This window comes from Rhizorhabdus sp., assembly GCF_018006725.1.
In the GTDB taxonomy this organism is placed as follows: Bacteria; Pseudomonadota; Alphaproteobacteria; order Sphingomonadales; family Sphingomonadaceae; genus Rhizorhabdus.
Map to the genome: position 1 here is coordinate 1 of NZ_JAGMXV010000132.1, position 13,461 is coordinate 13,461.

Consider the following 13,461-nt stretch of genomic DNA (forward strand, 5'->3'; position numbering starts at 1 on the left):
GTTGACATCCCCGGCTACCGCTGGCGGCGTCTCTGCCGTCATGCGACTGGGGGCTTCCGGGAGCCGCGGGTAGCCACCCACCGGCGGCGTTTCGGCGCTCAGCGAAGGCTCCGGGCCGCGCGGCAACGGCCCGCGGCCTTCCACGCCCAGCGCCCGCGACAACGCGGCATCAGGCTCGATGACATCCAGCGACTTGCTGGGCGCCCCGAGGCGATCCAGCGGCGCGAGCGGCTGGCCGTAGCTGCCGAAGTAGCTGCGCTCCACATCGTTCGCCACGGGGCCGATGCGGTTCTGGAACCCTTCGGAATACGGATTCAGCCGGCTGCGTAGCCCCGGCACGTTGCGCGCCACGGCGTTAACGCCGCTGCGGATGATCCCGTGCTTCGTCAACTCCCCGCCCACCGGCGAGCCGGCGGCGGTCTTGAGCGAGTGGCGCGTGATGTTCGGGAACGCCTCGCCGATCTCGGCCAGCATCTTGAGCCGGCCGGTCAGCGGCGCTCCGCGTTCCTTCATCTTGTAGAGGTCGGCCACGTCGACATGGCCCGCTCGCGTGGCCCCCTCGACGTTGTGGATCTTGGCAAGGCGCTGCCGTGCGGCCTGGAACTGCCCGAGCATCTCGGTTTCGCCGACCGCTTCGAGCTGCGCGCCGAAAGCCGCCTCCAAGCGCTCGGCCGCGGCCAGTTCGGCGTAGCCCGCTTCTTGCGTCGCCACGTCGGCGGCCTGAGCGTGCTTGTTACCATTGCGGCGCAGCGCGCTCAGCGTGCGCGTGACCCCCACGCGATCGCCCGTCTTGAACTTCGCGAGCTTGATGCCCTCTTGAAGCGCGCCCTGCAACTCGGTGCTGATCGGCACGCGCGTCGCCACTCGCTCCGCCTGCTCGTAGATGGCGTGCTCGGGGGCCTTCAGCTTGTTGTAGACCGCCTCCGTCAGCTCCGTGGCATTGGAGAGCCCCAGTTCGGTGCCCGCTTCGCGCGTGATGACGCCCTGATTGTGCAGCGTGAAATCGGTCTTGATGTCGGTCGGCGAAACGAGCCGGCTGGCCGTGCGCCCCGGCGTGCGCTGCCCCGGAATCCGCGCCTGCACGTCCTCGGGCCGCAACTTGAGCCCCAGCTTGCGCGCCATCTGGACCTGGGCATTGCCGGCTACCGCCGCGGCGCCTGCGGCCCGATCGGCGCCCCCCGTGACTCGTGCCGCGCCTTTAGCGAGCGGCGCCCCGAGCTTGCCGACAGCCGGCAGCGCCAGGCCGAGCGCATCCGTTCCCGCCGTCGGGGAAACCGCGCCGCCCGTGAGATCCGAAACCTTCTGGCCGCCGGCGTGCAGCAGTTCGCCAATCTGCTTCACGCCCGGCACCTGCCCGAGCGCTTGGAGATTGGCCTGCGCCCGCGGGTTCTGCGGGGTGTAAGTCCAGCTCTCGCGGGCCTTGTCGTAGTCCTGGCCGGTCACAAGGCTTTCGATGGCCCCCGCCACCGGGGCGCCGGCGCCCGTCACCACGGCCGCCGCCGTCTCAAGCGGCGCCATCAGCGTCTCGCGAAGCGTCGGCTGATACGGGGCCTGCGGTGCCGCCGGGACTGCCGGCGCATCCATGGGCCGGAACCGCCCCCGCGGGGCGGCCGGCGCCGGCCCAGCGGGCGGCGTTTCCGGTGCGCCCGGAGCGGTGGGCGCGGCATCCATTGGACGAAAGCCCATCGCTTACTCCCAGACGCCCATGGAAAACGTGCCATCCGGCTGCGCGATCGCGATCGGCGTTCCCGGCGCGAGGCCAGCCTGCTCCGCTTCCGCCTCACTGCGAAAGATGTGCCCTGCCGTCTGGATCTGGAGGGCCATGCGCATCCGCGCGTTGCTTTGCAGAACTTCCTCCCACGCCTGGCGCCCCGCCTGCGACGACTGCTGAAGCTGTGTCGCCCGAGTGTAGGCGTCGCCCACCTTGAGGCCCTCCTGGTTCGAGAGCTGCCCGAGCCCGCGCATCTTCTGGATACCCTGAAGGAACGCCTGGCCCTTGAGCTGATTGATTCGGGCCATCGCATCGGCCGCCTCGTTGCTGACGAGCGGCGTCACCATGGCGCCAGCCTTCGAGCCCGCGAAGCGGCCGTAGATCGTGTCGAAGCCGGGAGCCGCCAGCATATCGCTGACCGCCCGATCGAAGTCCTGCGACGCCTGCATCAAACTCGGGAGCTGACCGGCCTGCTCCGCGCGATCGCGAGCGCCCACTTTCGCGCCCTCGATCGTCGCGGCGTTGTTCGCCACCGCCCCCGCGGTCGTGAGCGGTCGAATACCTGCCGGGGCGGCAGGAGCCGGCGCAGCGGCCGCAGGAGATGACGGCGAGGGGAGCCCGGCCGACGGCGCAACACGGGGCGAGGGCGGCGCCAGCGCAGCCCCAAGGCCGCCAGGAGCGCCGCTCGGCGTGCCATACGGATTCGTGGTGGCGACGCCCGGCACGCCGCCCATGTCCACCACGCGCTGCGACTGGCGCATGATGTCATATGCCAGCGCTTCCTTGCCGGGAAGCACCCGATCATTCGCGTCGAGCACGCCGAAGGCGCGCATCGTCTGGATACCGGCGGCAGCCCCGCTGTCGTCATGGGCGCCGGCGGGGAGCGGCACAACGCCGGCTTCCGGGTCCAGCACGTTCTGGTAGCCGCGCGAGCCGACGGCGCGAAACACGTCGATCGGCCCGTTCGTCACGCCCATCAGCGCGTACTGCCGATCCTCGATCGAGCCTGGCGCTACGTCGGCAGGCCGGCTGCCTGCGCGGGCACGGAAATCGTGCTCCTGGGCCTTCAAGGAAGCCTCGAAAGCGTCTCCGAGGTTTCCACCAGCGGCCATCGTCGTCGCCGCCGCATCGGCCTGCGCCGGCTGAAACCCCATCGCTTCGAGCTTCTTCCCGAGGCCCGCACGGGCCTGCGCCTCGTCCACCCGCGCGCGAGCCTGGGCGAGCGCGTTCTGCGTCTGCGCCCCGAGATGGAGCCCTTCCTGATAGGACTGCTCGGAATTCCCCCCGAGTGCGTCGCCCAGTGCTGCCCAGCCGCCTGCCATGATGCCCCCTTACCCGAGCCAGCTCGGCAGCTGCGCGGGCTGCCGAATCGTGCCTGAATGCCCGCCGCTCGGCAGGCTCCCCGATTTACCAGGCTGCGCGCGGCCGGCATACGCCTGCCCCCACGCAGACAAGCCTTGCCCGGCGGCGTCAACCCACGGGTTCGGCGCGATCCCCGCGAGCTTCAGCTTCATCAGGTAATCCTGCGCCGCGGAAGTGCCCGACAGAAGCCCCAGGTCGCTTCCCGCCGCGGCCATCCGCTGGCCTTCCTTCACGCGCTGGTAGGTCGGCGCGTCGATCCGGGCGAGCTGCCCCGCCAACCGGACATTCTCAGCCCCGGCAGCCGTGCGGGCGTCCTCAGCGCCCGCCGAGAACCGATCGCTCACCGCGCCGCCGGGGGTTTCCAGTCCCTCCCCACCCTGCGTCAGCTGCGCACGCTGCAAGGACGCTACGAAGTCCTGCGTCGCGGACGCGCGCTCGGCGTCGGGGTTCGAGGCGCCCAGCTCTTGAATCTGCTGGTTGACGCGCTCCCCGGCCTGGCGCTGAATCGCGGCCTGATTGATGATGCCTTGCGCCGCCGTGCGATCCTGCTTCCGCATCGCCGACTGCTGTGACGCCACGCTGGCGCCGGTGCCCGCCGCGGAGGCAAGAAGCATTGCAGTTTCTACGCCGGTACACATGATCTCATCCTCGCGTAAACGGATTTGCGTAGGTCGTGGCTTCGGACAGCCCGCGGCGCCGCGCCTCCGCGTCCTGCCGCGCCTTGTAGGTCGCCGCCGTGGCGCCGAACACGTCACCAAGCCCTTCGGCCAGTCCACCGGACTTCGCGCTGCCCAGATTGGCGCGCAGCATATTCGCGGTCTGCGTCGCAGCGTTGCCGATGTCCGAACCGGATTGCGCGAGCGAGATCATTTGGAGACGGGAAGCTTCGTCAGCGCCCTGAAGCTCTGCGACACCAGCGCGCGCACGGCGCTCGGCCAGCAGCGTTCCTTCTGCCGCTTCCCGGTTCAGCGTGCGCCCGGCGTCGATCGCCGCGCTGCCGCCGGTGAGCCCGCTTCGCGCCAAGCTGAACTTCGTCTGCCGAGCCGCCTCGCCCTGCTGGCGGCCGAGATCGTCCAGATAGCGCTCCCGGAGGGCAGCACCGAGTTCCTCGTACTGCGGGGTGCGATTCCCGAACGCCTTGTTGATCGCGGTCACATTGCCGCTAATCTGCTGCTGGCGGGCGGCTTCCGCTTCCTGCGCGGCCTTTGTTGCGTCGTCGGTTCCACCAAAGCACATCACGCCCTCTCCTGCGTCTTGACCGCCGCGTACATCACCGCGTCGGTGTCTACGTTCACGTATCCGCGGAGGGTGGATTCATAGCTAAGCCCGATCCGCTCGTACCAGCGTCGGGCTACTTTCGCGTCGGCAAGTGTAACTGTTTCGATCCGATGAGCCAAATCCTCAGCCAGCATCCGGGCGATGACCCCTGCCGTGATCTCTGTCACCGCAGCGCCGTGGTGCCGCCAAGCATCCTCGGTCGCCATGAACCACGTTCGCCAGACGCCGGGGCGAAGGCTTTGAAAGCCCCCGGCTGCCTGCACCTCCCCCATGTCGTCGCGACCGGCGAAGCTGATGCCGGGGTTCTGGATGAGCCGAACGGCAAGCGCCGCCGGATCGTAGGCTGCCCCCGCCAGGCGCTCAAACGCCAGTTTCTCTCGGAGCGAAAGCCGATGCGCGAGCTTCCAGATGTCGGCAGACGTGAGTTCGCTGAGCTGGAGCGTCACGGGCTCACCCCTGCGTCAGCCAGAGCGAGGCTGCCTGCCACTCCCACGCCTGACCCTCGGCGAAGGTGAGCCGGAGCTGGAAGCTCGGTGCGGTGAGCGGGAGCGGAATGATGTCACCCGGCAGCGTATCGCCGTCGATCTCGTAACCCGTTGTGGCGAGGTTGTTGCGCTTTTGATCATAGCCGACCGAGATGCTCACTGTGCCGTCGACTACGAGATCCAACCCTTCGAGCTGCTTGTCGACGCCCATGCGGCCGAAGTCAACGTAGTGCCACGCGGCATACCCGCTGAAGGGCTGCCCGTCCTCCCCGCAGTTACGCTGCAAGATCGCGCTCACGGTGTCCGACTCCGCGAAGCCGAAGCCCGGATCATCGAACAGCCAGTACGCCCAGGTGCCTTCGGTCCAGTAGTGATCCGCGTTCTCGGCCAGAAATTCCTCGGCACTGTAATCCGGCAGCGAGAGCGTCGTCCATGCGTCCTGCGAGGGGGCCGCGCTCTGCCCGTCCATACCCACCACCAGATACCCCGGCGTCGGCGTCGGCGACGTGGCGATCCAGATCCCGCCCGCGGCGATACTGGTCAGCGTCGCGTCGGTGAAGCTGATGCCGATCTCATCGCCGCCAAGTCGCGGCGTGCTGATGTCGTAGGCCCACGCCTGCGCCACTGGATAGTCGACACCGTAGACAAGCCCCGTATCCATGGTGCCCGCGGCCACGGCATCAGCATACGCCGCCTCCCAGTACACTTGAACGTCGTTCACGTCGCCAACTTCCAAGCACGGGTTCAGCGGCTTCTGGCTCGTGCCGTCCCCGACATCCGCGAGGTACTCTTGGAGCACCTTGAACGAGCCCGCGACGAGCGTCGCAGAAGCGTTCGGCGGTCCCGGATCGCGATCGACCTGAATCAAGCACGACGCGGCGCCCCAGTTGTAGGTCCCATCCCCACGCGATACGGCGGTCTGATAGGGGTGCGTCGGTGAGGCGCCGCTTCCGCCGTAAATCCAGACTCCGCCATAGGTGCCGTAAGTCGAATAGCTGTTGAAGTACCGATCCGTGTATATGCTGTAGCCCGGCACTTTGATGCCGAGGGAGTTCAGGTAGGAGCCGCCTGAGACTCCGGCATCGATGGCAGCCTGATACGCTGCGTAAACCTGCGCCGGCACCGGCGAATACACCAGGAAGATCGAGCGCGGTTCGACATCAACCGCCGGGTCGCCATAGGGCGCTACCTTGCTCAGTTCTCCCAGCCTCAGCGATCCTTCGGTTTTCGCGTTGTACCCCATCAGGTAGGCGAAGTCCCGCTCCATCTCGGAATTCGCAGTCGCAAGCGCGTCCTCCAACGTCGAGAACGTGCCGGCGATGCTGAACGCTCCGGGGTCACTAAGAGGGTGCGTCGAATGCGCCGCCCAGCTAGACGGGTTGCCAATGTTCTGGATGCTGTAGGTGTGGATATTGAGCGAGGCGCGCGGGTCGTCCTCGTCCGCATTCCATGGATACAGTACGGAGTTGGAATACTGGTTTAGAGTGTCCGCGCCGCTCGGGATGTCCGTCGTCGCGGTCTCCGTGACCGCCGTCGCGCTGCACTCCAGCACGTCATCGGCCGTCTGCTCGTCGTCCATCTTCCAGACTTTCGAGCCCGCGAGCAGATACAGATCGTCCTCGTGCAGCGTCCAGCCGGTAATCTCGTCGGGGAACTCGTACCGGCTCCAGCTAGCATCGCTCGGGCCGCCGTTCATCGTGAGGACGAAAGCCTCATCCCCGAAGATGATCCAATACTGCCCCGCGCTCGGCCAGAACAGCGCGAAGGGGTCGTAGGTGCCCGCCCGGATCTTTTCCAGTACGAGCGGGTCAATCGCCTTGCCGAACTGCCCGGCCTGGATGTTGCCCGTCGCGCCAGCCGTCCCGATGTTGCGCACGCCGCCCGCCGAACAAAACACCAAATCATTCGATACCGGCTGCACGGTGCGCGCGTAGCGGCAGTCGATCGGCGAGGCGTCGAGCAGCGCCATGTTGGCGGGATCCTCATCGACCTGCCACATTTGGTAGCCCTCAGCATTGAAGGCGACCAGATTGCTTCGGTAGAGCCCCAGAGCCGTGCACGGCGTCGAGCCGTAGGTCTGAAGCCCGAACGGCAGGAAGCCCGCATCGTCAACACTGCTCCAGTCGAGCGGATTGACGGTCGCGCTGTATCCGATGATGTCACCATCGGCGCAGAACACCTTGCCCGCTGCGATGGCGACGATGGCCGTCTGCGGACACTTTTCGTCCGTGATGCGGTTGTGCATCGCGACCCAAGTGATCGAGCCATCCGCCACCGTGGCGTCAGCCGTGAGCGGCCAGTCGGGCTCGGAAACGCCGGAGACCAGCAGCGGTTCGGCTTCCCAGACAACACGGGTCGCGTAAACCGCTTCCCAGGTTACTTCATTGTCGACAACGGTGCCGCCATAAACGAGCGGCCAGACAGGCTCGGAGCTACCTGAATAGCCGGCATTCGTCTGCACCGCTTTGAATACCAGCCCGTCGGGCAGGTTCAGAATCAGCGCGTCCCAAGTGCAGGAATCGACCCAGAGCCGAGCCGTGCCCGTGCTTCGAAAAGCCGTGACCGCGAAGCGCGCGTATGCGGCGTCGGCCGGCGCTGTCGCCGTCAGCGTCGAGCGATGCCACGCACCCCCGCTACCGCTGTCGATGAGATTGCCTTGCGAAAAGCTGATGAGATCGTCGCTCGCATCGTACCAGCCGATTTCCACACGGGCGCCCGCGGCCCCCGCGGACGACGCGCCCTGCTGGACCTGGCAGCTCGCTGTGATCGACTGGCCGGGCACCACTTCGACAACGGCATCGTTGATGGCGCGTTGCTGGGCGGTCTGGTTGAACTGGAGCGACCACGAGCCGTCGTGGATCGTGCCCGCGCCGTACTGCCCGATTGCGAAGCCCGTATCGAGCGTCCAACCAGTAATGCCGCTCTCGAAGTTTCCGTTGTCGAGCGCGCTCGGCTGCGGCGCGGGCGTCGATGCCGGCTGCACAATAGCGCCGGGGGCGTAGCTTGTCCCGGCTTGCCAGAGAGGGGTGCTCATCAGCGTGTCCAGTTATAACGGCGCTGCACTTCAGGCGTCGGCTGCTCGGGCGGATCGGGCGTCGTTACCGGCAGCCCAAGTCCATCGACTTCCGCATCCTCGTTAACCTGCTGCCCATCCGATGTCGGCCACGTCGGCTCCGTGTCGCCCGAGCGCGGATTGTCGCCCTGCACGTCGACCACGGTGTACTTGAAGTTGTTGAACGTCGTGGGCTCCACGACATCGCCCACCTCGCGGCGCGCTCCAGCGACCCAGCTCGGATTCGCAGAGCCCGTGCGCGTAGCCTGGTACGAGAGCCCGGTCGAATTGGCGGGCGTCACAATTTCCCCCAGCTCGTAGGCGGTGGAGGCTTCCCACGCGTCGCCTTCCTGGAGCCAGAAGTGATAGATGTCGCCGCCCTCGAATTCCGCGACCACGTAGAGGTAGCCCATTAGTGGCGCGGCAAAGTGAATCCTTGACAGCGGGACTGGATCGCCGTTGGAATCGAGGCCGTCGGGATGCGACAGGACATGCAGCACGTAGCCGTCGGGCACGTCCATCATGTCGACCGCGAATACGTGCAAGCTCCCGCCGAGTGAGACCAGCCCGCGCGTCAGCGGGTCGCCGCCGGTGTCCTCGGGCAGCGTCGCTACGCGCAGCGTGCCGGGGCGCACCCTGATCGTCTTGGCGCTCGTCACGTAGCCGTTCAGCAGATCGTAGAGCGCGTCGCGCGGAGCGGCGCCCTTGAGGCGCTGTCGATTGATCCCGCCCTTAACCGCCGTCAGGACTTCATTGCGCGTCGCCATGTCAGATGAAGCTCGTCATGGTCGGCCGCACGGCCGGCGCGAGCTTGGCGGTGCCCGGAATGTAGCGCCGCGTCCCGTGCTGCGCGGCCTTCAGTTCGACCAGATACGTGCCCGCCTGCGTCAACACGGCGTTCGCATCCTCCTGCTTGTAGTGGAGCTTGGCATTGCCAAGCGCCAGCAGGAACACGAGTTCGGAGTCGATCGTCGTCCGATCGGTGTCCTCGGTGAAAGGCTCGATCCCAAAGCGCCCGCGGATCCAAAGGTTATAGGCGCCCGCAGGCGCGGGGTAAATCTCGATGCACGAGCGCAGTTCGTAGGCGCTCGGCCGCCCTTCCTGCGTGTCCGTCGTGTACCAGGCGGGGTCGATGCCCTTCGACAACTCGTACCACTGCCCATTGAGATCCTCGACCCCGACCCACTGCACCCCGGTCCCTTGCAGGAACTTGTCGCAGGAGATGTCGGTGAAGTCGCCAGAACTGTCAGGCGTCGCATACCCGTAGTAGCGAATGCCAGGCGTCATCGTCCAGCGGAAGTAGCGCTCCGTGCGCATGTCAGGGTTCTTGAGGTAGAGGATCCGCTGCGCGCTCTGGAGGAAGTCGTCGAGCAGATCCGCCATGCCCGGCGGGGGGTTGGCGGCCTGGGCCGAGTAGCCCAGCCGCCGCATCATGCGCGTGCGCAACTCCGAGAGCGTCTGGTAGCCCGAGACATCTTCGCAGTCGCAGTTGAAATCGACTTCGCTCATGGCTCACCCTCAAAAGACCCCGCGACACGGGTTCGCCGGGCCGCGGGGAATGTATCACCCACCCACGGATGAACCCTGGCGACGACGCGGCGTGCCGAGCAGGCCGGAGGTCGCATCCTCGATCGTCGCCTCGGCGATGGCGCGGCGCAGCGCTTCCGTGCCGACGCCGAACTGTCCGTAGACGCTCGCCACCACGGGGATCCCGCGGCCGCCGTCCTCGGTCTTGGAATCGCGGTAGCGCGTGACCAGGCGGCGGAACTCATCCGGGGCTTCCGGCGGATCACGCTTCACGGTCACGCTGTCGTCGATCACCTTCACCGCGTCGCCGTGGAGGGCGCGCAGCAGTGGCAGTTCCCAAGCCGGCACGCACACGTTGGTCGTGAACAGCTCGGACATGCGGACTTCGGCGTTGATGTACTTGAGAGCCATTTTCGTTTCTCCGATGGGTGGGTCAACAAGCCGGGCGAGGCGGCCATCCGCCCCGCCCGGCATCTTCTCAGTTCGCCAGCAGGATGACGGTGCCCGCGCCGGCTTCGATCGCGGCGTACCGCTCCCTCAGCACGACTTCAATGGCACCGCCCGCCGGCACGATCGCCGCGGAGCCGTCCGGCTGCACGCCCGTCGAAAACGGGCCGGCAGCCGAGGCCCCGAACTGCACCGTCCGAGCGGTCGACGTGTTCGGGTTGATGGCAACCACGGTGTTGTTGGCGACGAAAGGAACGTCGGTGCCCAGATCCAGCACCGTGTTCCCCGTGATGTACTTGGCCTTCATGTCAGATTCTCCTGTCGGGGTTGAGGTCTGGATTACGCCAGAGCCAGGACCGCGTGCGCGTTGCGCTTGCCCGTCGTGAGCGCGCACTTCGCAGTGAGCGCCCAGTAGTGGACGTAGCGATCGTACACGCGCGGGGGCTTGCGCGAGACCATCCAGTGCCCCGAGATCGGGCGCAGCGTCAGGTAACGCGTGTTGAGGAAGTAGCACCGCGAACTCCAAGTGACGGTCGGGCTGTCCTCGGTATCCAGCGTCTCAAACACCGGATCCCAGATCAGCTCGATGCCCTTGAAGTACAGGCCCGTCGAGATGCCGCTGCCCACGCTCGCATCAGCCGTGGACGCGCTCTTTGCCGGGACCGTGATCTGGCGCGTGATGGCCCCACCCGAGCCGACCGCAGCGTTGCGGTATGCGTCGATGAAGTCCGCACCTGCCAGCAGGAAGTCCGGGGCCTGGCCGCCGTACCGGATGCACGCGCGCCACGCGGTTTCCAGGTCGTCGAGCATTTCCGCCGACGTGGAGTTGACCGCCGTGTTCGCGTAGTTCTGCCACCACGCGTTCGAAGCCGCGAGACCGCCGACCGTGCCCGCCGAGGGCGCGAGCGAGATCAGCGCGTCAAGTCCCGGAATCTCATCCGAGTCCTGCGTGCCGTCGCGGTGCAGCATCTTGTCCATGCCCTCCTGAAAGCCTTCCTTCAGGATGGACATATTCTCGCTGAGCAGATTGGTCAGCTGAACCTTCTCGTTGTCCGTCGGGGTCGCACCGCGGTCATCCGTCAGGACGACACCCTGCTGGGTCATTTCGTCCTCGTTGAGACCGAAGCCGTCGTGGAAGCTGCCCCAAGTGTACTTCGCAGCGTCGATCGAGCGCCGGCGGTTGTAGGAAACCTGCCCGTCGCCGAAGTAGCCCTGGAAGTTCGAGTCGTTCTGGTAGCGGAGCTGCTCCTGAACGTACTGGAGACCGCCCGTCCAGTCCTTCTTGCCCTCCATCAGCTTCTTGATGAGGGGGCGCGCGGTGTTGATCTGGTCGATCGGGTCGTTCTTCAGGAAGTAATCGAGCCCGATCTTGCCCGCGTAGGCGAGCTGTTCGGTATTGAAAGGCATGACTGTATCCTCGCAAAGTGGTTAGGCTGTTACACCGCCCTTTGAGAGTGCGCGTAGCTCTCAGTTGACGCGCTACCGGACGCGACTCCGGCCTACAGCTTCAAGGCGAACCCCCATAGCCTACCGCACCTTCGCCGGGCGTTGCAACTGCGGGCGCTTCGCCCCAAACCGAGCGATCTCGTGCGCGGTCATCTTGAACGCCGTCGCCGCTCGCAGCACGTCCTGATTTCCGAAGCGGTAGCCTGACGGAAGCGTATGCGTCTCCCATGCGGCGCGCTGCATCCGGCGGCGGTAGTCCACCGGGCGCGGAGCGGGGAGCACCTCGCCGGGATCGAATTTCGGGAACGCCTCGGTCAGTGGCCCCGAGAGCGGCCTGACATTCGCGCCGGCGACAAAAGCTTTGAGCGGTCGGAGGACATCGCGATCGCGACGCGTGACGGCAGGCTTCACGAAACGTCGGCGGCGCGGCACTACCGCCGGGTCAGTGTCGTGAAAATATATGCGCCCTTCCTTCCACATATCGATCCCTGTCACCAGCACCGGATCCCCGCCAAGAGCGGCGGCCACCGCGATCGCGGTGAGCCCGGAGTTGCCTGAGAACTGCCACTCAGCCAGGCGGTAGTCGGCCCAGCTATGTCGATTCACGATCAACCCGCCCAGTGGCCGCAGGATCGACTCCATCGGCACCTTCAACATGCAGTGGATCTTGTCGCAGTTCACGAAGATGTCAACGGGGAAGCGCGTCTGGTGCTTCCCGTGGTCGTTCGCACTGATGACGCACGCGGGCGTCAGCGCGAGCGCGGGCAGATCCTTGCTTACCGACGGACCCCCGCCAAGCACAAGGATTGGCTTGCCGTTCCAGCGATCGAACAGATCCGCGATTACGCCTTTCGATCGAGCCGCATCCATCGAACAGGGCCTCCGCAGTACGGATTGAGCTTGATCGCGAGCCTCACCGACTCGATTGCGGTACGGCCGCAGTGCATCGCCGCGAGCGCGAACGGCGCCCCGGTTCCGAGGGCGAAAAACGCGCCCGTGACTCGATCGGGCGATAGGCTGTTATCGTACAGATAGACGCCATGCCGGGTCAGGAGCAAGGCGCCGAAATCTTCACGCGCGTAGCCTTCCGATTTCAGGGGGAGCGGATCCGTGCAGTGCGCCTTGCGCAAATGGTGGAGCAGCTCGTTTCCGGGGGCGGTCGCGCCCACGAAACCGATCACCCCATCGCGCACACGGAACAGCTTTTCGCAGCTCAGCTTCAGGCTATCATCGACGGTCAGCTGGCTGTCCGCGGCGATGATCCCGTTCTTGATGGCGATCACGGTCATTCGGCTTCCCCTTTAGGAGATCGACGGCGGCGCGAGCGAGCTTCTTGAGCTTTTCACGCCGCCGTCGACAGGCCGCGCACGCCATCAGGAGCCCGCAGCCGCAAGCCCGCTGTTGATCGCCTCCAGCATCGATCTGGGCTGCTTCTGGCCGTCGCCCGAGGGCTGTTTGTTCGCCCGCAAGGGCTGGGGGGTGGGCTTCGCCGGCACCGCGAGCGCGGCCGCCGGCGGGGCCGCGGCAGCCGGAACCTGAAGGTTTCGGTACGCCTCGGCAAACGCCGCCTTCCACTGCGACGACGGCAGCTGGGCGAACACTGGTTTGAGCGCGGGCACGAGAATTGCATACTTCGCGGCGTACTGCGGATCGCTCGCCTGGAGCGTGGCCCCCAGGGCGTTCAGTTCCGCTACGCCCTGCTGATGGGCGATAGCCGCCTCCCGTTCCTGAGCCGTCTGGGCCTGGCGCGTTTCGAGGTTCGCGCGCGTCGCGGCCTCGCGTGAGCGCGCGGCGGCCAGTTCCGCAGCCATTTCCGGCGTGATGGCGCTCGTTGCCACGGCATCACGCAGATCGGGGTGCGCTTCCAGCGGATCGGCGCCCGGCGGGATCTCGCCGATCGCCTTCGCGAGAGCCCGCAACTCGCCTTCCATGAAGCGGTACGCGGAGCGCTTGTCCTCCAAGCTCGGGCTGTTGAACAGCCGGAGGAATTGAAGGGTCGAGGTGAAATTCTCGGGCGAAACCCCGGTGCCCTGGATAGTCTCGACCAGCTGATCGCGCTGCGCGATCTGCTCGTCCTTCGTCTTGACCAGATCCACCAGGGACGTGATGCGCTCGCGGGTGCGCTCGCTCACGGTTGAGGGAATCGGGTCATT

At 66.5% G+C, this 13,461-nt stretch carries 14 protein-coding genes; all 14 read right to left on the bottom strand.

The genetic code is table 11. The annotated features are described in order from the left end of the window. On the bottom strand, positions 1 to 1,518 hold a 1,518-nt coding region (locus tag KAY22_RS16970; RefSeq protein ID WP_296624516.1), incomplete at its 3' end, for a hypothetical protein. A gap of 171 nt (positions 1,519 to 1,689) precedes the next feature. Next, the gene (locus tag KAY22_RS16975; protein ID WP_296624517.1) at positions 1,690 to 3,033 is read right to left on the bottom strand and encodes a hypothetical protein; all 1,344 of its coding nucleotides are present in this window, start codon (positions 3,031 to 3,033) and stop codon (positions 1,690 to 1,692) included. A gap of 9 nt (positions 3,034 to 3,042) precedes the next feature. Beyond that, positions 3,043 to 3,687: a hypothetical protein gene (locus KAY22_RS16980; RefSeq protein ID WP_296624518.1), complete on the bottom strand. Its 645-nt coding sequence runs from the start codon at positions 3,685 to 3,687 to the stop codon at positions 3,043 to 3,045. 28 nt (positions 3,688 to 3,715) lie between these two features. After that, positions 3,716 to 4,312, bottom strand: a complete 597-nt coding sequence (locus tag KAY22_RS16985) for a hypothetical protein (protein ID WP_296624519.1) — start codon at positions 4,310 to 4,312, stop codon at positions 3,716 to 3,718. Then, the gene (locus KAY22_RS16990; RefSeq protein WP_296624520.1) at positions 4,309 to 4,797 is read right to left on the bottom strand and encodes a hypothetical protein; all 489 of its coding nucleotides are present in this window, start codon (positions 4,795 to 4,797) and stop codon (positions 4,309 to 4,311) included. Before KAY22_RS16990 ends, KAY22_RS16985 begins: the two co-directional genes overlap by 4 nt. Before the next feature lie 4 nt (positions 4,798 to 4,801). After that, entirely contained in the window at positions 4,802 to 7,870 is a 3,069-nt protein-coding gene (locus tag KAY22_RS16995) for a hypothetical protein (protein WP_296624521.1), read from the bottom strand. Further along, positions 7,870 to 8,655 carry a hypothetical protein gene (locus tag KAY22_RS17000; protein WP_296624522.1) on the bottom strand — a complete coding sequence of 262 codons (786 nt, stop codon included), beginning with the start codon at positions 8,653 to 8,655 and terminating at the stop codon, positions 7,870 to 7,872. Before KAY22_RS17000 ends, KAY22_RS16995 begins: the two co-directional genes overlap by 1 nt. Position 8,656: 1 nt before the next feature. Further along, positions 8,657 to 9,397 carry a hypothetical protein gene (locus KAY22_RS17005; protein ID WP_296624523.1) on the bottom strand — a complete coding sequence of 247 codons (741 nt, stop codon included), beginning with the start codon at positions 9,395 to 9,397 and terminating at the stop codon, positions 8,657 to 8,659. Positions 9,398 to 9,451: 54 nt separating this feature from the next. Then, a complete protein-coding gene (locus KAY22_RS17010) occupies positions 9,452 to 9,826 on the bottom strand; it encodes a hypothetical protein (protein ID WP_296624524.1) in 375 nt (124 codons plus the stop codon). 67 nt (positions 9,827 to 9,893) lie between these two features. Then, positions 9,894 to 10,169, bottom strand: a complete 276-nt coding sequence (locus KAY22_RS17015; RefSeq protein ID WP_296624525.1) for a hypothetical protein — start codon at positions 10,167 to 10,169, stop codon at positions 9,894 to 9,896. A 32-nt stretch (positions 10,170 to 10,201) separates the two neighbouring features. Continuing rightward, positions 10,202 to 11,269, bottom strand: a complete 1,068-nt coding sequence (locus tag KAY22_RS17020) for a phage major capsid protein (protein WP_296624526.1) — start codon at positions 11,267 to 11,269, stop codon at positions 10,202 to 10,204. A 120-nt stretch (positions 11,270 to 11,389) separates the two neighbouring features. Next, positions 11,390 to 12,178 (bottom strand): hypothetical protein, encoded by a 789-nt coding sequence (locus KAY22_RS17025; RefSeq protein ID WP_296624527.1) that lies wholly within the window; start codon positions 12,176 to 12,178, stop codon positions 11,390 to 11,392. Beyond that, a complete protein-coding gene (locus tag KAY22_RS17030) occupies positions 12,151 to 12,597 on the bottom strand; it encodes a hypothetical protein (RefSeq protein ID WP_296624528.1) in 447 nt (148 codons plus the stop codon). The genes KAY22_RS17025 and KAY22_RS17030 overlap by 28 nt, the downstream gene beginning before the upstream one ends. 84 nt (positions 12,598 to 12,681) lie before the next feature. Further along, positions 12,682 to 13,461, bottom strand: a 780-nt coding sequence (locus KAY22_RS17035; RefSeq protein ID WP_296624529.1) for a hypothetical protein, incomplete at its 5' end; no start/stop codon positions are given.